This window comes from Streptococcus fermentans, assembly GCF_040888305.1.
Lineage (GTDB): Bacteria > Bacillota > Bacilli > Lactobacillales > Streptococcaceae > Streptococcus > Streptococcus fermentans.
Genome location: NZ_JBFNFG010000004.1, coordinates 110,502 through 130,185, shown reverse-complemented (window position 1 = coordinate 130,185; position 19,684 = coordinate 110,502). Strand labels below are relative to the sequence as shown.

15 protein-coding genes are annotated in these 19,684 nt (G+C 41.1%); 2 read left to right on the top strand and 13 right to left on the bottom strand.

The features are described from left to right. Positions 1–22: 22 nt before the first annotated feature. Positions 23–1,633, bottom strand: coding sequence for a glycoside hydrolase family 13 protein (locus AB2B50_RS05570; RefSeq protein ID WP_320692988.1), 1,611 nt, complete (start codon positions 1,631–1,633; stop codon positions 23–25). Between the two features lie 152 nt (positions 1,634–1,785). On the opposite strand from AB2B50_RS05570, the gene AB2B50_RS05565 reads away from it, so the two are divergent. Together AB2B50_RS05565 and AB2B50_RS05560 are read left to right on the top strand one after the other, a co-directional pair. Next, a complete protein-coding gene (locus tag AB2B50_RS05565) occupies positions 1,786–3,270 on the top strand; it encodes a DUF1846 domain-containing protein (RefSeq protein WP_320692989.1) in 1,485 nt (494 codons plus the stop codon). Positions 3,271–3,449: 179 nt separating this feature from the next. After that, positions 3,450–3,725 carry a hypothetical protein gene (locus AB2B50_RS05560; RefSeq protein WP_320693302.1) on the top strand — a complete coding sequence of 92 codons (276 nt, stop codon included), beginning with the start codon at positions 3,450–3,452 and terminating at the stop codon, positions 3,723–3,725. 214 nt (positions 3,726–3,939) lie between these two features. Here the strand turns inward: AB2B50_RS05560 and glmS are convergent, their stop codons facing one another. The 12 genes from glmS to AB2B50_RS05500 form a co-directional block, all read right to left on the bottom strand. Continuing rightward, complete coding sequence (gene glmS / locus AB2B50_RS05555; RefSeq protein ID WP_320692992.1) at positions 3,940–5,748, bottom strand: glutamine--fructose-6-phosphate transaminase (isomerizing); 1,809 nt, start codon at positions 5,746–5,748, stop codon at positions 3,940–3,942. Positions 5,749–6,626: 878 nt separating this feature from the next. Further along, complete coding sequence (gene recG, locus AB2B50_RS05550; RefSeq protein ID WP_320692994.1) at positions 6,627–8,642, bottom strand: ATP-dependent DNA helicase RecG; 2,016 nt, start codon at positions 8,640–8,642, stop codon at positions 6,627–6,629. A gap of 24 nt (positions 8,643–8,666) precedes the next feature. Continuing rightward, on the bottom strand, positions 8,667–9,770 hold the full coding sequence (alr, locus tag AB2B50_RS05545) for an alanine racemase (protein ID WP_320692995.1): 1,104 nt from the start codon (positions 9,768–9,770) through the stop codon (positions 8,667–8,669). After that, a complete protein-coding gene (acpS, locus tag AB2B50_RS05540) occupies positions 9,760–10,122 on the bottom strand; it encodes a holo-ACP synthase (protein WP_320692996.1) in 363 nt (120 codons plus the stop codon). Before acpS ends, alr begins: the two co-directional genes overlap by 11 nt. A 45-nt stretch (positions 10,123–10,167) precedes the next feature. Then, positions 10,168–11,199, bottom strand: coding sequence for a 3-deoxy-7-phosphoheptulonate synthase (locus AB2B50_RS05535; protein WP_320692997.1), 1,032 nt, complete (start codon positions 11,197–11,199; stop codon positions 10,168–10,170). A gap of 1 nt (position 11,200) precedes the next feature. Continuing rightward, entirely contained in the window at positions 11,201–12,232 is a 1,032-nt protein-coding gene (locus AB2B50_RS05530) for a 3-deoxy-7-phosphoheptulonate synthase (protein WP_320692998.1), read from the bottom strand. 81 nt (positions 12,233–12,313) lie between these two features. Beyond that, complete coding sequence (gene secA / locus AB2B50_RS05525; protein WP_320692999.1) at positions 12,314–14,827, bottom strand: preprotein translocase subunit SecA; 2,514 nt, start codon at positions 14,825–14,827, stop codon at positions 12,314–12,316. Positions 14,828–15,494: 667 nt separating this feature from the next. Further along, on the bottom strand, positions 15,495–16,088 hold the full coding sequence (locus AB2B50_RS05520) for a LemA family protein (RefSeq protein ID WP_000790850.1): 594 nt from the start codon (positions 16,086–16,088) through the stop codon (positions 15,495–15,497). 38 nt (positions 16,089–16,126) lie between these two features. Further along, positions 16,127–16,987: a TPM domain-containing protein gene (locus AB2B50_RS05515; RefSeq protein ID WP_320693000.1), complete on the bottom strand. Its 861-nt coding sequence runs from the start codon at positions 16,985–16,987 to the stop codon at positions 16,127–16,129. Between the two features lie 650 nt (positions 16,988–17,637). Further along, a complete protein-coding gene (locus AB2B50_RS05510) occupies positions 17,638–17,916 on the bottom strand; it encodes a DUF5960 family protein (protein WP_320693001.1) in 279 nt (92 codons plus the stop codon). Then, a complete protein-coding gene (locus AB2B50_RS05505; RefSeq protein ID WP_320693002.1) occupies positions 17,909–18,271 on the bottom strand; it encodes a hypothetical protein in 363 nt (120 codons plus the stop codon). Before AB2B50_RS05505 ends, AB2B50_RS05510 begins: the two co-directional genes overlap by 8 nt. Next, positions 18,268–19,683, bottom strand: a complete 1,416-nt coding sequence (locus tag AB2B50_RS05500; protein ID WP_320693003.1) for a Y-family DNA polymerase — start codon at positions 19,681–19,683, stop codon at positions 18,268–18,270. The genes AB2B50_RS05505 and AB2B50_RS05500 overlap by 4 nt, the downstream gene beginning before the upstream one ends. Between the last annotated feature and the right edge of the window lies 1 nt (position 19,684).

Below are 19,684 nucleotides of genomic sequence, written 5' to 3'. Positions count from 1 at the left end.
TTAAACACTTGAGTTTCTGGTTTTAATCAGCTAGTTCGACACAGAAGGCATCCCATGGAGCCAAGTTTTGTTTCTCTAAAACATCTTGTACTGAGGTATTTTCAATCAAGATAGACTTAACTGACCCTTCTACTGCAAACTCTTGCTGTCGGTTGGACAAATTGGCCACCACTAGGAAACGACGGTCTCCATCTTTACGGATATAAGCAAAGACTTTTTCAGCCGTATCAAGAAGTTCAAAGTCAGCACGAATCAACCAGCTATTTTCCTTACGAATTTCTACCAGTTTTTGATAAGTGTAAAAGATTGATTCTGGATTTGCTAAAGCTTCTTCTACATTTATCTTTACGTAATTTGGATTGACTGCAAGCCAAGGTTGACCAGCTGAGAAACCAGCATTTTTTGTCCCATTCCACTGCATTGGGGTACGAGCATTATCACGCCCAATCACACGGATACTGTCCATAATTTCTTCTATCGGAACGCCTTTTTCAAGAGCTTCACGCGCATAATTGAGGGATTCGATATCCTCTATTTGATCAAGCGTTTCAAACGGGAAATTGGTCATCCCAATTTCTTCTCCTTGGTAAATGTAGGGAGTTCCTCTCATGAGATGAAGCAAGATGGCATACGCTTTGGCAGATTTTTCGCGGTAGTCTTGGTCATTTCCCCAGATAGAGACGATACGAGGGAGGTCATGGTTGTTCCAGAAGAGGGAATTCCAGCCATCCTCAACCCCTAATTCTGTCTGCCATTTGTTGAAAATCTCTTTTAATTTCCCAACATTTAGCTCTTTTTGGTACTGCCACTTAGGTTGTCCTTCCTGATACTGAAGACAGATATGTTCAAACTGAAAGACCATAGACAGTTCTTGTCCTTTTGGATCTGAATAGAGTTTGGCAATCTCTGGTGTTGCTCCCCAAGTCTCCCCTACTGTCAAGAGCTCTTTGTCGCCGAAAGTAGCCTGATTCATTTCCTTGAGATAGGGATGGAGCATAGGACCATTGTTGACAATCTTCTGATCAGGAATCTTCCCAATCATGTCAATGACGTCCATACGGAACCCACCAATCCCTTTATCAATCCAGAAATTCATCATCTCATAGATTTTTTGGCGAAGTTCTTCATTTTCCCAGTTGAGGTCCGGTTGCTTCTTACTGAAAAAATGGAGATAGTATTGACCAGACTTTTCATCGTATTGCCAGGCAGAGCCACTGAAAATTGACTCCAATTCGTTCGGTTCATCACGCCAGATATAGTAGTCTCGCTCAGGACTATCAGGATTTTCACAAGCTTCAATAAACCAAGCATGCTCATCTGATGTATGATTGACCACCAAATCCATAATGATTCGGATATCTCGTTTTTTAGCCTCAGCAATCAGCACATCCATATCTTCCATGGTTCCAAAGATAGCCGCAATATCTTGATAATTGGCAATATCATAACCATTGTCATCCATGGGGCTATCATAGACTGGAGAAAGCCAGATCGCTGTGATCCCTAACTTAGCTAGATAGTCTAGCTTACTGGTAATCCCAGGCAAATCACCAATCCCATCTCCATTGCTATCCTTAAAACTTTTTGGATAGACCTGATAAACAACGGCATTGTGCCACCATTTTTCTTGCATCTTTTTACCTCTATTTAAAATTGACTTTACTCCATCATAGACCTTTTATCAAAATTATGCAAGCGTTTGCTTTATCTTTTTTTCTCACTTTTGCGACTCTCTAGTTTCTAATCTTCCATTTTTTTTATATAATAGAGCTCAGAGGTAAAAAAATGAAAAAACAAGCTTTTAGTTCTGAACAATATTTGAATCTACAGCGCGACCACATTTTGGAGCGCATCAACCAATTTGACGGCAAGCTGTACTTGGAGTTTGGTGGCAAAATGTTAGAAGATTTCCACGCTGCTCGAGTCCTTCCTGGTTATGAGCCTGACAATAAAATCAAGCTCTTGCAAGAGTTGAAGGAGCAAGTTGAGGTTGTTATCGCTATTAACGCTAGCAATATCGAGCACTCAAAAGCTCGTGGAGACTTGGGCATTTCTTATGACCAAGAAGTGCTTCGTTTGATCGATAAATTCAATGAACTTGGTATCTTTGTTGGTTCAGTTGTCATTACTCAATATGCAGGCCAACCGGCAGCTGATGCCTTTCGTAATCAATTAGAGAAAAATGGTATTGACTCTTATCTTCACTACCCTATCAAGGGGTATCCGACAGATATGGATCACATCATTTCTCCTGAAGGTATGGGGAAAAACGACTATATCAAAACTAGTCGCAACTTGATTGTCGTGACTGCTCCTGGGCCTGGTTCAGGTAAGTTGGCAACTTGTATGTCTAACATGTACCACGACCAAATCAATGGTATCAAGTCTGGTTATGCCAAATTTGAAACCTTCCCAGTTTGGAATCTCCCACTTCATCATCCAGTAAACTTAGCTTATGAAGCTGCTACAGCAGACCTTGACGATGTCAATATGATCGACCCATTCCATCTCCAAACTTATGGAGAAACCACAGTCAACTACAACCGCGACATTGAAATTTTCCCTGTCCTTAAGCGTATGCTGGAACGTATTCTCGGTGAGTCTCCTTATGCGTCTCCAACTGACATGGGTGTCAATATGGTTGGTTTTGCAATCACTGATAACGTCGCTGCCATTGAAGCATCTAAACAGGAAATTATCCGCCGCTATTACCAGACAGTTCTTGACTTCAAAGCTGAGAAGGTTGGAGAAACTGCTGTGAAGAAGATTGAGCTTCTCATGAATGACCTGGGTATCACACCAGCTGACCGAAAGGTTGCTGTTGCCGCACGTCAAAAAGCAGAAGAAACAGGCGGACCTGCTCTAGCTCTTGAATTACCTTCTGGTGAAATCGTTACTGGTAAGAACTCAGAACTCTTTGGTCCAACAGCGGCTGCATTGATCAATGCTATCAAGATGTCCGCTAACATTGATGCTGAAACAAAATTAATTGAACCAGAAGTGGTGAAACCAATTCAAGGTTTGAAAATCAATCACTTGGGTAGTCGCAATCCACGTCTGCATTCTAATGAGATTCTCATCGCTCTTGCAATCACAGCTATGCAGAATCCCGATGCAGACCGTGCTATGAAAGAACTCGGAAACCTCAAAGGAAGCGAAGCCCATTCTACTATTATCTTAACAGACGAAGATAAAAATGTTCTTCGCAAACTAGGTATCAACGTAACCTTTGATCCTTACTATCAATACGATCGTTTGTATCGCAAGTAAAAATACGAAACTCACTCCTCTTAGAGTTGGAACCTTATCATCCAGCTCTAAGAGTTTTTTATATCTTGCAAGTCTTCCACAAGCATATCTTTCAAAAAGAATTTTCATTTTAATAGAAACTGGGATAACACTTAATTTTAGATTTATTTCTAATGAATTCTTAAAAGGAGTGATACTCAATGAAAATCAAAGAGCAAACTAGGAAACTAGCCGCAGGTTGCTCAAAGCACTGCTTTGAGGGTGTAGATGAAACTGACGAAGTCAGCTCAATACACTGTTTTGAGGTTGTGGATAGAACTGACGAAGTCAGCTCAAAGCACTGTTTTGAAGTTGTGGATAGAACTGACGAAGTCAGTAACCATACCTACGGCAAGGCGACGTTGACACAGTTTGAAGAGATTTTCGAAGAGTATGAATCAATCCTCTTCAATCTTGACTTCAACTACCTTGGCTGAGGTTGATCCATTTTCTCTACAATATCAACTTGGTGTAATAAGACTGACTGCGTCACTCTTATCTAAAACCTCAAAGCTATTCTGTGAGACATCTACCTAAGCACCTTAGTTTGGTCATTGATTTTTATTGAATATACAAAAAAGTGAACAAGATAGCATTCTGATTTCCAGAAAACTATTTAGTTCACTTTTGCTTATGATTTAATTTTTTGGTTTATTCTACCGTTACTGACTTAGCAAGGTTACGTGGTTTGTCTACGTCGAGTCCACGGTGTAGGGTTGCAAAGTAAGCGACTAATTGCGTTGGTACGACCATTGAGATTGGTGAGAGGTAAGGGTGTACGGTCGTAAGAACGATATCATCTGTATCTTTGGCAACATTTTCTTCTGCAATGGTGAGGACCTTAGCTCCACGTGCTGCCACTTCTTGGATATTTCCTCGAGTGTGGTTTGCAAGAACTGGGTCTGACAAGAGGGCCAAGACAGGTGTTCCTTCTTCAATCAAGGCAATAGTTCCGTGCTTGAGTTCTCCAGCCGCAAAACCTTCACATTGGATGTACGAAATCTCTTTGAGCTTGAGACTGGCTTCCATGGCTACATAGTAATCTTGACCACGTCCGATGTAAAAGGCATTGCGTGTTGTTTCAAGAAGATCACGGACTTTTGCGTCGATCGTTTCTTTCTCTGAAAGAGTTGATTCGATAGACTGAGCCACGATAGACAATTCATGAACCAAGTCAAAGGCTTTGGCTTTTTCATTGCCATTTGCTTCACCAACCGCTTTTGCAAGGAAGGCAAGGGCTGCTATTTGGGCTGTATAAGCCTTAGTTGACGCTACGGCAATTTCAGGACCTGCATGAAGCAACATAGTATGGTTGGCTTCACGTGACAGAGTTGAACCTGGAACGTTTGTCACTGTTAAGCTTGGAATTCCCATTTCATTGGCCTTAACCAAAACCTGACGGCTATCAGCTGTTTCACCAGATTGGCTGATAAAGATGAAGAGTGGTTTCTTGCTGAGAAGCGGCATACCATATCCCCACTCAGAGGAGATACCAAGTTCAACTGGCGTATCTGTCAATTCTTCCAACATCTTCTTAGAAGCAAATCCTGCGTGATAAGATGTCCCAGCTGCAAGGATGTAGATACGGTCTGCGTCTTGAACAGCCTTGATGATAGCTGGGTCTACTACTACTTGACCAGCCTCATCTGTGTAGGCTTGGATGAGTTTACGCATCACCGTTGGTTGCTCGTCAATTTCCTTGAGCATGTAGTAAGGATAAGTTCCCTTACCGATATCTGACAAGTCAAGTTCAGCAGTGTAGCTAACACGTTCACGACGATTTCCATCATAGTCTTGTACTTCCACGCTATCAGCCTTGACGATTACCAACTCTTGATCATGGATTTCCATGTATTGGTTGGTTTCACGAATCATAGCCATGGCGTCTGAGCAGACCATGTTGTAGCCTTCCCCAAGACCAATTAAGAGTGGTGATTTGTTCTTCGCTACGTAGATGACATCTGGATTTTCAGAGTCAATCAAGGCAAAGGCATATGAACCACGGATGATGTGAAGGGCTTTTTTGAAGGCTTCAAGAACTGAGAGACCGTCTTCTTCGGCAAATTTCCCAATCAAATGAACGGCGATTTCCGTATCCGTTTGTCCCTTGAAGTGGTGACCTGCAAGGTATTCTTCCTTGATTTCAAGGTAGTTTTCGATTACCCCATTGTGGACCAAGACAAAACGTCCTGTCTCTGAGCGATGTGGGTGAGCATTATCTTCTGTTGGTTTTCCGTGAGTAGCCCAACGAGTATGTCCAATACCAGTTGTCCCCTCAACACCAGCAGTTTTAGCAGACAATTCCGCAATACGACCAACTGCCTTAACTAAATGGTTTTCAGTACCACCTAGGACAAAAATCCCTGCAGAATCATAACCACGGTATTCGAGCTTTTCAAGCCCTTGAATCAAAATATCAGTTGCATTTGTGTTTCCAACAACACCAACAATTCCACACATAGTATATACGACACAGGCAAGCTGTGCTTTCTCCTTAAATTGGTATAGTCTGATTCCTCTTTTATAGAATCAGCAAAAACAGTATATACTTGTTTCTTTTACTTGTCAAGAACAAAAATTGGTATAGCCTGATTCCACCGATTCTATACACTGAAAATCTATCATATTTCACTTAATACTCTTCGAAAATCTCTTCAAACCGCGTCAACGTCGCCTTGCCGTATATGTGTTACTGACTTCGTCAGTTCTATCCACAACCTCAAAACGGTGTTTCGAGCAACCTGCGGCTAGTTTCCTAGTTTGCTCTTTGATTTTCATTAAGTATAAATCAAGTATTTAAAAAGAGCTCTAGCGCCCTTAATGACTACTATTTTGTAGCAAGCTTTTCTGCTTCTACTACTTCTTGAAATATTTTTTGATAATTTACTTTAATCTTCATTGTCATGTGAGAGTCCTCATTTCTTTTTGATGAACCTAGTATAAAATCCTTTTCTAAAACATAGCTTATACTTTCCTTAGAAAAAGCTAAAAGTAACTTCTGATAATTAAGGAAAATCAAATAACTAGTTAGTAAACTAATCACGGGTCGTTCAAAGTACTACTTTCAGATTGCCAGATAGAACTAACAAGCATTCAACAAGGCGATGCCGACATTGTTTGAAGTGATTTTCATTGAGTATTAGCTTAGAGATTCCATACAAAAAAGAGCGATATCGCTCTTTTACTTAGTATTTAGGAGAAGGTGCTTGTTCCTGTTGAAATGTTTTTTGGTAATTTACTTTAATTGTCATTGTCATGTGAGAGTCCTCGTTCCTTTTTGATGACCCTAGTATAGGCAATAACCCTAAAAACAAACTTAAGATTTTCTTAGAGAAAGCTTAATCCAAATGTTCTTTCTTTTCTAGATTTAGGGCAATCATATGCCACTCTGGATCCTCCTGCCAGTTAGGAAGGGAGCTGATATAGCTAGCCACCTTACGTGCTTCCTCAAGTATTGGGAAGTCCTCGATAATATCAGCCACTTGAAACTCTGGTAGACCTGACTGTCTGGTTCCAAAAATCTCACCAGAGCCACGCATTTTTAAATCTTCCTCAGCAAGAACAAAGCCATTTGTTGTTTCCGTCATGATGCGCATGCGATCCTTTCCAGAGTCAGTTTTGGGATTGGCCACAAGTACCGCATAGGACTGCTTATCCCCACGACCTACACGACCCCGAAGTTGATGGAGTTGACTAAGCCCAAAACGATCAGCATCCATGATAATCATGACTGTCGCATTTGGCACATTGACCCCGACCTCGATAACCGTTGTCGAAACCAGAATATCTGTATTTCTCTCTTTGAAATCCTGCATAATCTGGTCTTTTTCATCACTCTTCATCTTACCGTGTAAGAGAGCAACTTTTGCTTTTTCTGCAAAATGAGCCGTCAATTCTTCCGATAAAGCAATAGCATTTTTAAGATCCAGGGCTTCAGATTCTTCAATCAAGGGCGAAATGACATAGGCTTGGGAGCCTTTCTGAATCTCACTCTCTAACCAAGTCAAGACCTGGGGCAGTTGTTCATGCTTAATCCAGCGTGTTACGATTGGTTTTCGTCCCGCTGGCATCTGGTCAATAATGGAAACATCCATATCTCCAAAAGCTGTAATGGCTAAGGTCCGTGGAATCGGAGTTGCCGTCATCATAAGGACATCTGGATTTTCTCCTTTTTCCCGTAAAATACGCCTTTGTCCTACACCAAATCGGTGTTGTTCATCGATGATAATCAAACCAAGTCGAGCGTATTCCACCCCATCCTGTATAAGGGCATGGGTACCGACAATCACATCAACCTCACCCTTAGCAATCGTTTCCAAAACCGTGCGTTTTTCTGCAGCTTTTAATGAACCTGTTAGGAGAGCTAGTTTCAAATCAGGAAAGAGACTTTCTAGACTTTCAAAATGCTGCTCTGCAAGAATCTCTGTTGGAACCATTAGAGCGGCCTGATAACCAGCCGTTACAGCTGCGTACATCGCTAGACCCGCAACCACTGTCTTCCCACTACCGACATCTCCTTGCAAGAGTCGATTCATGTGATGGTCCGACTTCATATCTGTCAGGATTTCTTGCAGGCTCTTTTCTTGTGCTTGGGTCAAAGCAAAAGGCAATTCCTCTTTAACCGCAGTTAGTTTTTCTTCCGACCAATTCAAGACTAGACCACTTCCATGAACCTTATTTTCAGACTTGAGGGTCTGTAATTGCATTTGGAAATAAAAGAGCTCCTCAAACTTGATTCGACGAAGGGCCTGTTTGTATTCTGCTAAATCCTTAGGAAAATGCATGGCACGAACAGCCTGACAGCGAGACATGAGTTTGTATTTATCGAGCAAGGACTGAGGGATGTTTTCTTCTATCAAGAGGTCCAGTCCTTGATCAAAGGCGGTCTTGATGACCTTAACAAGTCCTGCTTGACTAACTCCTTGTGCGAGACGATAGACAGGTTGGAGATCATCCTCCACTTGGGCTAAAACCTTCATGCCTGTGAGACTAGCTTTAGCACGATCCCACTTTCCAAAGACAGCCAAGGTTGCTCCTAGTTCAATCTTGTCAGCCAGGTAGGGTTGGTTAAAGAAGTTAACCGCAAACACAACTTCTCCCTGTTTAAGGCTAAAGCGAAGACGATTGCGCTTAAAACCATAATACTGAACACTAGCTGGCGTTACCACCTGACCAGATAGGACAGCCTTTTCACCATCTTCTAGTTCTAGCACCTGCTTGGTCTTAAAATCTTCATAACGGAAAGGAAAGTAGAGCAAGAGGTCTTGCAGATTTTCAATTCCTAGTTTGGCATATTTTTCTGCTGATTTGGGTCCCACACCAGGCAAGACATGCAAGGGTTGGTGTAAATTCATGCTACTCTCCTTTCCTTCTGTTTTTTAATAATATTCTCTCGGAATTCGATCACTGAGGAGACAAACCACCTCATAATTGATGGTTCCTCGATAAACCGCTACATCTGTTGCAGTAATCTCCTTGTCTCCGTTTGAGCCAATCAAGGTTACCTTGGTACCCAATGGATAAAGTTTAGGCAAACGAATGGTGATTTGGTCCATGGAAACCCGACCGACAATCGGACAAGCTTGTCCATCTACCAGAACTGAGAAATTCTGCATGTCACGTGTCCAACCATCTGCATAACCAATTGGAACCGTTGCAATGACTTGCTCACCGTCTGCTTGATAAGTTGCTCCGTAACCCATACAAGCCCCAGCTGGGACTGTTTTAACATGAACAATAGCTGACTCCAAAGTTAAGGCTGGTTTTAGTTCATAAGGCAATTCCAAAACTTGTCCACTTGGATTGAGACCATACATGGAATCTCCCATGCGAACAGCACTGAAAATAGTTTCCGCATGCCATAGAGTCGTTGCGGAGTTACTAGCATGAACCAATTCTGGTACTTCTTGCAAGCCAGCAAGTATTTCCTTGAAACACTCTAACTGTTCCTTAAAATAGCTATCCGACTCTTCATCAGCAGTTGCAAAGTGTGTAAAGATTCCCTCAACATTTGCTCCATGTTCCTTGAGTAAAGTTTGAGCTTGTGCCGCCTCGCTTGCACTTCTAAAACCAATTCGTCCCATACCTGAGTCAATTTTAAGGTGAACAGTTAAACCTGATAAGTCTGACTCTGTGGCTATGAGTTTCTGGATCCATTCCAACCCAGCCACTGTCAAGGTAATATCAAAGTCCTTAGCCAATGAAAGAGATTCAACCTCAGATACTCCTAAAATAAGAATCTTCTTAGAAATTCCTACCTGACGAAGCTCGATGGCTTCATCGATATTAGAAACGCAAAAACCATCAACGTCATCCTGGATAGCCGTAGCAACAGCTACCGCTCCGTGTCCGTATGCATTGGCTTTCACAACCGCCCATTTGAGGGTATCTTGGGGAATGTGCGCTCCCATTTGTTGGATATTGTAGCGAATTGCTTCTATATTAATAAGGGCCTTGGTTGGTCTATGTGGACTAGTTTTCATAATCTTCCTCCAAAATAACACTAGCTGTCACAAACTGATCTGTATGGCTGATCGATAGCCACACTTTTCCTGAAAACGGGGATTTGCTGAAGTAGGGTGCTCCTCTCTCATTGTTCAAAATTTCCAAGTCCTGAAAGCCCAGCTTTCCAATTCCCGTTCCCATAGCCTTTGAAAAAGCCTCTTTTGCTGACCAACGACCAGCCAAATACTCAATCTGCCTACGACCTTTGAGATTGGTAAAGCGCTCCATTTCCTTGTCTGTCAAAACACGCTGCGCAAAGCCTTCTCTTTTTTTAACTGCATTTTGTATGGAAGCTAATGCTTCGATATCAATTCCGTGTCCAACTATCATTTTCGTCAAAAAGAGTTGAGGTTCCCCCAACTCCATCCTTTTCACTTATTTTGTTAAGGTAGAATAGATTTCTTCTACCAAGGCTACTGTGTTTTCCCATCCTAGACATGGGTCTGTAATAGAACAACCAAAGATTTCTGGTTGATTTTGGCGACCATCTGCCAAGTAAGATTCAATCATGAAACCTCTAACTGTCTTCTTGATCTTTTCATTCCAGTCACGGTTGAGCAGAGCCTGACGAACAATTCGAACTTGCTCCATATATTGCTTGCCTGAATTATCATGGTTAGTATCAATCATGATAAAGGGATTTTCAAGCCCCATAGACTCGTAACGGCCGATAGCATCTAAGAGAGTTTCATAGTAGAAGTTTGGTTCATTCTTCCCATATTCATTCATAGCTCCACGAAGGATAACGTGGGCCAGGGGATTACCTGAAGTCTCAACTTCTTGTCCATGGTAAAGAAATGTTTGCTTGTTTTGTGCAGCATAGATGGCATTAAACATAACAGATAGATTTCCTGAGGTTGGATTTTTCATCCCCACTGGTGCATCAATCCCTGAAGCTACAAAACGGTGTTCTTGGTCTTCTACTGAACGCGCACCCACGGCATGGTAGCTCACCAAGTCGTCAACTAAAACTAGATTGGATGGATAAAGCATTTCATCTGCTGTAGTCAATCCAGTTTCTGTAATAACACGATAATGAAGCTGACGTACAGCCTGCAAACCATTAATCAAACTTGGTGCTTTAGAAGTATCTGGCTGATGAACCAAACCCTTGTAGCCATCTCCATTGGTGCGTGGCTTAGCTGTGTAAACACGCATGACCATGAAAATCTTATCCGCAACTTTCTTCTGCAAGTCTGCCAAACGGCGAGCATACTCAAGAACTGCTTCTTCATTGTCAGACGAACAAGGTCCAATGACCAACAAGATTCGGTCATCCTTTCCTGAAAGGATGTCTGCTAGTTCCTGGTCACGGCTTTCCTTATGTTGCAAGGCTTTTGCAGATAACTGTGTTTCCGCCTTAATCGCTTCAATATCGATTTCTTGACCTTTTTCAATAAATGCCATATTATTCTCCTAGTCTTTGGTAAATTTCACGCACAAGAGCCTCAGTATTTTCCCATCCTAGACATGGATCGGTGATAGATTTTCCAAAGATCTCTGGTTCATTTTGACGACCGTCTTCTAGATAAGACTCAATCATGAATCCACGAACATATTTTTTAATCTTTTCATTCCAATCGCGGTTAATCAAGGTCTGACGAACGATGCGAATCTGATCCATATACTGCTTGCCTGAGTTATCATGGTTGGTATCAATGATGATAAATGGATTTTCAAGGCCCATCTTTTCATACTGGGCAATAGTATCCATCAAATTATCATAGTAGTAGTTAGGAATGTTTTTCCCGTATTCGTTGAGGGCACCACGGAGAATGGCATGGGATAAAGGATTTCCAGTAGTTTCGACTTCTTTTCCTAGGAAAAGAAAACTCTGCTTGTTTTGCGCTGCATAAATACCGTTGAACATGACATTGAGATTTCCAGACGTTGGATTTTTAAAACCTGTCGCAAAATCTGCTCCACTAGCTACAAAACGGTGTTGTTGGTCTTCAACCGAACGAGCTCCAACTGCCATATAAGAAATCAAATCATCTACCAAAGGAAGGTTCTCTGGGTACAACATTTCATCCGCTGTTGTCATTCCTGTTTCAGAAATAACACGGTAATGCAGGTGACGAACCGCCTTGATCCCATTGATGAGACTAGGTGCTTCTTTGGCATTTGGTTGGTGAATCAAGCCCTTATAGCCATCGCCATTAGTACGTGGTTTAGCAGTGTAGACGCGCATCACCATAAAGACGCGATCTTTGACTTCTTCTTGCAATTTTGCCAAACGCTTGGCATACTCAAGAACTGCTTCTTCATTGTCAGACGAACACGGACCAATCACCAATAAAATGCGTTGATCTTCACCACGAATAATCGCTTCAAGTTCTTGATCGCGTTGTTGTTTATTGGCAAGTGCTTGTCCTTCTAATTTAGACAAACTACGAACTTCTTCAATATTAATTTTAGGGCTTTTGGCTGTAAATACCATGATTCATCCTCCTTATAAAGCAAACGGACGCCAAGCGAAAATTCACTTTTCACTAGGCATCCGCCTGAAAATTAGCCATTCTTAATGTCGTTTACCGTGACAGTTTTTAAATTTCTTACCAGAACCACATGGGCACAAGTCGTTACGCTTAACTTGGCTAAGATCCAAATCTGCAGGAAGCTCAGCCTGTTGCGCAGCAATATTACGAGTAGCTGTCGTACTGATATGACGCTCTGCTTGTGGACGCTCTTGTTCATGAATTTGTGCTTTCATCATCAAACGGGTCACATCAAACTCAATGGAACCAATCATATCATTAAACATACGGAAACCTTCTGCTTGATACTCAACGACAGGGTTATTCTGAGCATAACCACGGAGACCAACAGCATTACGCAACTGATCAAGAGCATCGATATGGTCTGTCCACTTGTTATCTACAACACGTAGAATCAAAACTTTTTGGAATTCTTTGACGGCTTCCTCATCACGAAGCTTAGCAACTTGACTATCGTAGACTTTCAAGGCACGTTGGTAAAGTTCATCTTTGATTGCTTGGTCTGACAAACCTTCTAGGTCTGAAAGTGAAATTGAATCTTCTGGAAGCAAGTTATATCTTGCAAAATTCAAGATAGCTTCTAGTTTTTCATCCTGTTTAGCACGCGCATGATTATCAACAACACGATTAATAGTACGTTTAATCATTGCATGAATCTCAGGAGCCAAGTCGCGATCAGCAGTGATGACATCGTAACGTTGTGAGTAGATAATCTCACGTTGCTCACGCATGACATCATCGTATTGAAGGACTTGTTTACGGGTATCGTAGTTGTTTCCTTCAACACGTTTTTGTGCTGCTTCAACCTGACGTGTCAACATACGAGATTTGATCGCTTCGTCTGACATATTGAGACGTTCAAAGACACCCTTCAAGCGCTCTGAACCGAAGCGTTTCATCAAATCATCTTCCAGAGAAAGGTAGAATTGTGACTCCCCTGGGTCTCCTTGACGTCCTGAACGTCCACGAAGCTGATTATCGATACGACGACTTTCATGGCGTTCTGTACCAATGACACAAAGTCCACCAAGTTCACGAACACCTTCACCAAGCTTAATATCAGTACCACGACCGGCCATGTTGGTCGCGATTGTAACTGCACCACGTTGGCCAGCATTCATGATGATTTGAGCTTCTTTGTAGTGGTTCTTGGCATTCAATACTTCGTGAGGAACGCCTGCGGCTACCAATTTTTTAGAAATATAATCACTGGTTTCAACTGCAACCGTACCAACCAAGACAGGTTGACCTTTTTGGTAGCGAGCTTTTACATCTTCGACAACAGCCTTAAACTTAGCTTCGATACTTGCATAGAGTAGGTCTGAGTGGTCGATACGTTGAACCGGACGGTTTGTTGGGATAGGAATAACACGAATATTATAGATTTCGCGGAACTCCTCTTCCTCTGTCTTACCAGTACCTGTCATCCCTGACAATTTCTTATACATACGGAAAAGGTTTTGGTAGGTAATAGAAGCTGAAGTCTTGGTTTCATCTTGGATTGGCACACCTTCTTTGGCTTCAATCGCTTGGTGCAAACCATCAGAATAACGACGACCTTCCATAGTACGACCTGTAAATTGGTCGACAATCAAGATTTCCTGCTCTTCGCTGACCACATAGTCAATATCAAGAATCATGATGTAGTTAGCACGAAGGGCATTGTCGATAAAGTGAGTCAAGGCTACGTTTTCGATATCATAGAGATTTTCTAGTTTGAAGTAGCTTTCAGCCTTGTCAATACCAGAATCAGATAGACCAATTGTCTTAGACTGAATATCAATGATATAGTCATCCTTATCCAAAGACTTCACAAAATGGTCCGCCATATGGTAGAGTTGGCTAGTTTCAACTGCATTGGCTCCTGAAACGATCAAAGGAGTACGAGCTTCGTCAATCAAGATAGAGTCAACCTCATCGACCAAGGCATAGTTAAGCGGACGTTGAACCATATTCTCCGCACGAACAACCATGTTATCACGAAGATAATCGAAACCAATCTCTGAGTTTGTTGAATAAGTGATATCACACTCATAAGCTTCTTTTTTCTCCATTGGAGATTTGGCTGCCAAGTTGATCCCTACTGACAAACCAAGCCATGAGTACAACTCACCCATCTCAGTCGCGTCACGTTCTGATAGATACTCATTGACCGTAACTACGTGTACACCTTTACCTGAAAGGGCATTGAGGTATACTGGCATAGTCGCTGTCAAGGTTTTCCCCTCACCAGTACGCATCTCAGGAACGTCACCATGGTGAAGAACGATTCCCCCCATAACCTGAACCTTATACGGGAAAAGACCAAGAACACGCTTAGCTCCCTCGCGTACAACAGCAAACGCCTCATACAAAAGTTGGTCAAGAGTCTCACCATTTTGATAGCGTTGTTTGAATTCTTCTGTTTTTGCTTTCAATTGCTCGTCTGTTAACGCAGCCATTTCATCTTCATATCTTAAGACTTTGTCCGCCATCTTTTCCAAGCGACGGAGTTCGCCTTTATCATTTTCGATGATTGTTTTTAGTAAATTTGCCATTTTTTTCCTTACTTTAAATTCTGAATATTTTAGAATGTTCTTTTTATTGTAGCATATTTGCCCAATTTTTTCAAGAAATATTCCGTTTTCCCTTAGGGCAAAAAAGGGCTAATCATCGAGATTAGCTCCTCTTAAAATTCCTACTCTTAGTTTCATTTTTCCCTAATTTAAACTTCTACTTAACTCAGCATTGAGAAACGAAGCATCCTTCAGTTATTAGGCACTAATTTCCTCAGTTCTTTCAAGAAAGATTAGCCTTATTCTTTTCCAACTTCAGTTTTTTCATAAATTTTAGACAAATATAAACTATCCAGTCATTGAGTAAGGATAAAAAGACTAAAACTATCCATATCAACCACCTAGCTAAATCCTTGGGTTCTAGTAAAATAAAATTAAATAAGATTAGCGAAAAAAGAGTGAAAGCTAGACTAAACAAGGCCATGAGAGGTAAATAAATCCAGTAAAAATAGTAAAGGAGTGAAAAGTGTTTTCTTCCTGGTCGTGCCTTCCTTTGCCAACTAAAAAAGAAAAAATAGGGCACTAAAATCAACAATTGTAGCAACTTCTCCATCTCATCACCTCCAGAACTGTTTCCTATTTTTATTATAGCAAAAAGACCTGGAAAGTAGTTTCCAGATCTTGCAATTCTTAGAAATAAACAGCCAGTCTACTGTTTTGATGTAGAAGTACTAAAGTCAACCTTTGGAGCTGTCTTGGCTTCTTCGCTTTCTTTGAAGGTTTCTGCTTCTTTAAAGTTCATCATATTAGCAAAGAGAACAGTTGGGAAGCTTCTTAATTTTTGATTGTAGTCAGTTGCTGCCTGGTTGTAATCCTTGCGGGCTACAAAAATACGATTTTCGCTTCCAGCCAACTCCGTCATGAGTTGTTCCACATTTTGATTGCTCTTAAGCTCAGGATAGTTCTCTGTCAACACAAGCAGGCGTGAAATAGCTGAACTCAACTCACCTTGAGCTTCTTGGTTTTCCTTTGAAGTAACAGAGCCATTCCCAATTTTTGCACGTGCTTCTGCAATCTGGGTGAAGACCTCTGTCTCATGGTTCATTTGTCCCTTTACAGACTCTACCAGATTTCCAATCAAGTCTGAACGACGTTGGAGGGCTGTCGCTACATTTGCTTGAGCTTGTTCTACCTTGGTCTGTTCGGAGACAAGACCGTTATAAGTACCTACGACCGAGCAACCTCCCAGCAAGATAATGGCTAGTAAAATGCTCAATACATAAATGATTCCTTTATTTTTCATATCTAAACCTACTCATTTCTTTAAATTTTATACTGACATTACCAATCATCAGATGAACCTCCACCATCAAAGCCTCCGCCGTCCCAGCCACCAGAAGAATCTGAACCTGAGTCTGACCAAGATGAATCCGAATCGGATGAGTCACTAAACCACCAGCCACCGCTAGACGAGTCACCGTTACGAGAACTTCCACCTCCTCTGATAACGGCAATAATGACTCCAATGATATATACCACCATCATGAATCCAAAGAAATCTTTTATGGGGTCATTTTTTTGACTGTAATTTGAGGAACTGCTTCTATTTCGACTCGATTTTTTACCACTGATGCTATCAGAGTAACGTCTGATTTTGGCGGAAGCATCTGCAAACGACGTTTCATCAGATGAAAAGGTTCCACTTCCCTTATAAAACTGATTATCCAAAGCTTTGGCAATCGCTAGAATCCCCTTACTATAGTCCCCATTTTTAAAATCTGTACGACTGGCTGCCAATATCTGCTTGGTTTGGTAGTCCGTTATTCTAATTGCAGTATTATTACTGGTTTCAATCCTTGATTTACGATCTTGAACAGCTACCACAATCAAACTTCCAAAATTATCTCCTGAATAACCTATCTTCCAGGCTCTAGCAGTCTCATTAGCTACTGTTTCAATGTTTTCTCCTTCTAAACTGTCCACGATATAAACTCCCACTTGAAGCTTTTCTACCTTTTTACTATTAGCTTCATTCAAATCACGAATTTGTGTGATAGTGTCCTCTGTCAAATAGTGATTCGGATCGTAGATACCATAGTCTGGTTTTTCAGGTGCAGTGAATGCTGATAGGATTAAAAATGCCATCAACAAACCTAGCAAGCGTACAAACAAACTATTGTTTAATAATCTGCGTCTTTTCATAATAACCTCCTTGTGCAAGGAAAATTGTTTAGAGAATTATAGCATTTTGATTTTTACAAAGAAAGTACATTTTCATTACAAAACTATGACAAGAACCAAGAAAATGATGTTATTTTGATGACAAATCTGACTCTCTATTCTGCATTAAATGGTCTAAATTTCCACCATATTGACTGCAATCTCTAGAAGGAATAAGCAGAAGCACTCGGAAACAATCCTAAATAAATTTCACATAGGGTGGAACTGTTGGCAAGCCTTATTTCTTAGCATGATAGTTCAAAAGATTTGCATTTCTTGATATCGAAGGATAAATCACACAACTCATGACAAAAGAGAGGCTTTGAGAGGGAAGAATTCCTCTGTACTACACCCCCCGAAAAATTTAACTTTCAGGGTCTATACATTCTTAAATCTACTAGTCTTTGTATTCTTGTGGAGAGAAATTTTTATTTTACAATATAATAAAAAATATAGTCATCGATATATTTATCTACTAATCAAACATTTTTAACGTTTTTTCCGTTATTCTCAAAATTTTCGAAATCACTTGATGAATTTATGATGTTTTATCACTTTCTGTTAGGGCTGCTAATTTACTGGATAATTTATTTTCAAAATAAATATAGACTTCATCTATTATAGCGTTCAAATTATCGATTCACATGCTTTTTATAGTGAAATTTTCTACATCCTACGTGATAATCTATCTCAAAATAATAATAATGATCTCTGCCATCTTTGGCATTTTCCTTGTTCAAGACAAAGTAGTTCTTTTGGTTGATGGCCATGGTTCGTAGAATGTCGTCAATCAGGAAAGTCAGAGGTACATTCATGGCAGAGTATTTGTGGAAATCTTCTTCAAATCGGATATAGTCATCTGAAAAATAATCCATCTGCAATTTATTTTCATATAGCTCTTTTCTAGTCATGAACTTCCTCCTGACATAATTGAATTGCGAGAATATCATCTACCCTTATCAATCTATAGCCCTCATCAGTTTTAACAGAGATTTCTTGAGGCGATAATTCTCTTAGTTCACCCAATATCGTGCTTTTATGATTTTTCTCCTTGACCACAAAAGAGCCTTTTAGTCGTCCGACGTAGAGCTGGGAAAGCCGCAACAACTTCTCAACTGGATTCAAATCAGTCGACAAATCGACACGATTTTTTTCTTCACTGAGTGAACTCGTATGCTCCGATAAGAAAAATCCCATCCACTTCTGCATTCCTGGATCCTGGTAGTCCCTCGCGGATTGAAAAGGTAAATAAGAACGATCAATCATTTGAGTCCATCTAATCCTCCAGCAGAGTGTCCTCCGATCAGCTTACTTCTGGCAATACTTCTCGATGCATCCTCTAAGGCAGTCGCCTTCAAGAGAGAAGTAAATCCGAATTGCTCTCGAATAGAATCAATGGCCGTCTGGAGCCTTTCTTCTTTTTCTAGCTTATCAACATCATCAAAAAGGGAAACCAAAGCAAAGGATTCGTCCACAAATCCTGAATAACTAACGGCAACACTCCTAACAGCACCAGAAGTGTATTTACCATGGAATAATTTCAATACATAGCTGACCAAAATACTGGTGTTATTGGTCGGTTCAACCTTCATCTGGGTATGAATGGAGCGTTTTTGTTCCTGCTTAGAAAAACCAAGATGAATAGATACCACTGTCGCCTTTTTACTAGCTCTTCGAAGCCTGATAGCCACCTGCTCAGCCATCTCTCGGAGTATAATTTCGATATCTCGCTGCTTAACATAATCTCTCGGTAAAATTTGCGAATTGCCTAGACCATGAGATTTTGGCTTATAGGGTTTATGAACATTACTCTCGTCAATCCCATTGGCATGAAACCACAAGCGAAGTCCAGCTTGGCCAAGTTCTTTCTTCAGGACATCAGGATTGCTATTGGCTAATTCCTTAATTGAATAGATTCCCAAGCTATTCAAGCGCTTCTCCATCCGATTTCCAATCCCCCAAAAGTCGGTCATCTTTGGAATGGACCAGACCTTATTTTCCACATCCTGGTAAGACCAATTGGCTCGCATAGTCGGTGTGTGCTTGGCTTCATTATCCAAGGCCAACTTAGCAAGCAGAGGATTGGCATTCGACATACCGACTGTCGAGTAAATCCCGCTCTGTCGCCAGATATCTCTCTGGATACGAGCCGAAAGCATATCTAGCTTATCTTTGCGAGAAATCTGCTGATCTGGGACAAAATAATTGAGCGAACTGGTTAGATCAATAAAGCCTTCATCAATTGAATAAGGATAAATATCATCTGGACTGCCATAATTCTGGAAAATGCGCTGAATTTCCATGTTGACTGCGATATACTTATCCATCCGAGGAGGGACAATGACGGTCACCCGAGCCCAATCTTCGATAAATCTCACATAGGTTGGGTCTGTCCGTAAGCCTTGTTTTTGGGCATTATAGTAGGAAAATTTACGCGTCTTGATATCAAAGGGGAGGTCATAGGCACGACCGACATTTGCTTTCCCGAAAACCTTTTTGAACATAGGTGAGGAGGCCAGAATAAGCCCAACAGAATTATCCGCTCGACTCATAACACAAAGGGAGGTTTTGAGGGGATGGAGTCCTCTTTCTACACACTCAACACTGGCATAAAAGGACTTCATATCGACAAAGGCAATATCACTTTTGGGCTCTCTGGAATAATCAAAGTAGCCCATA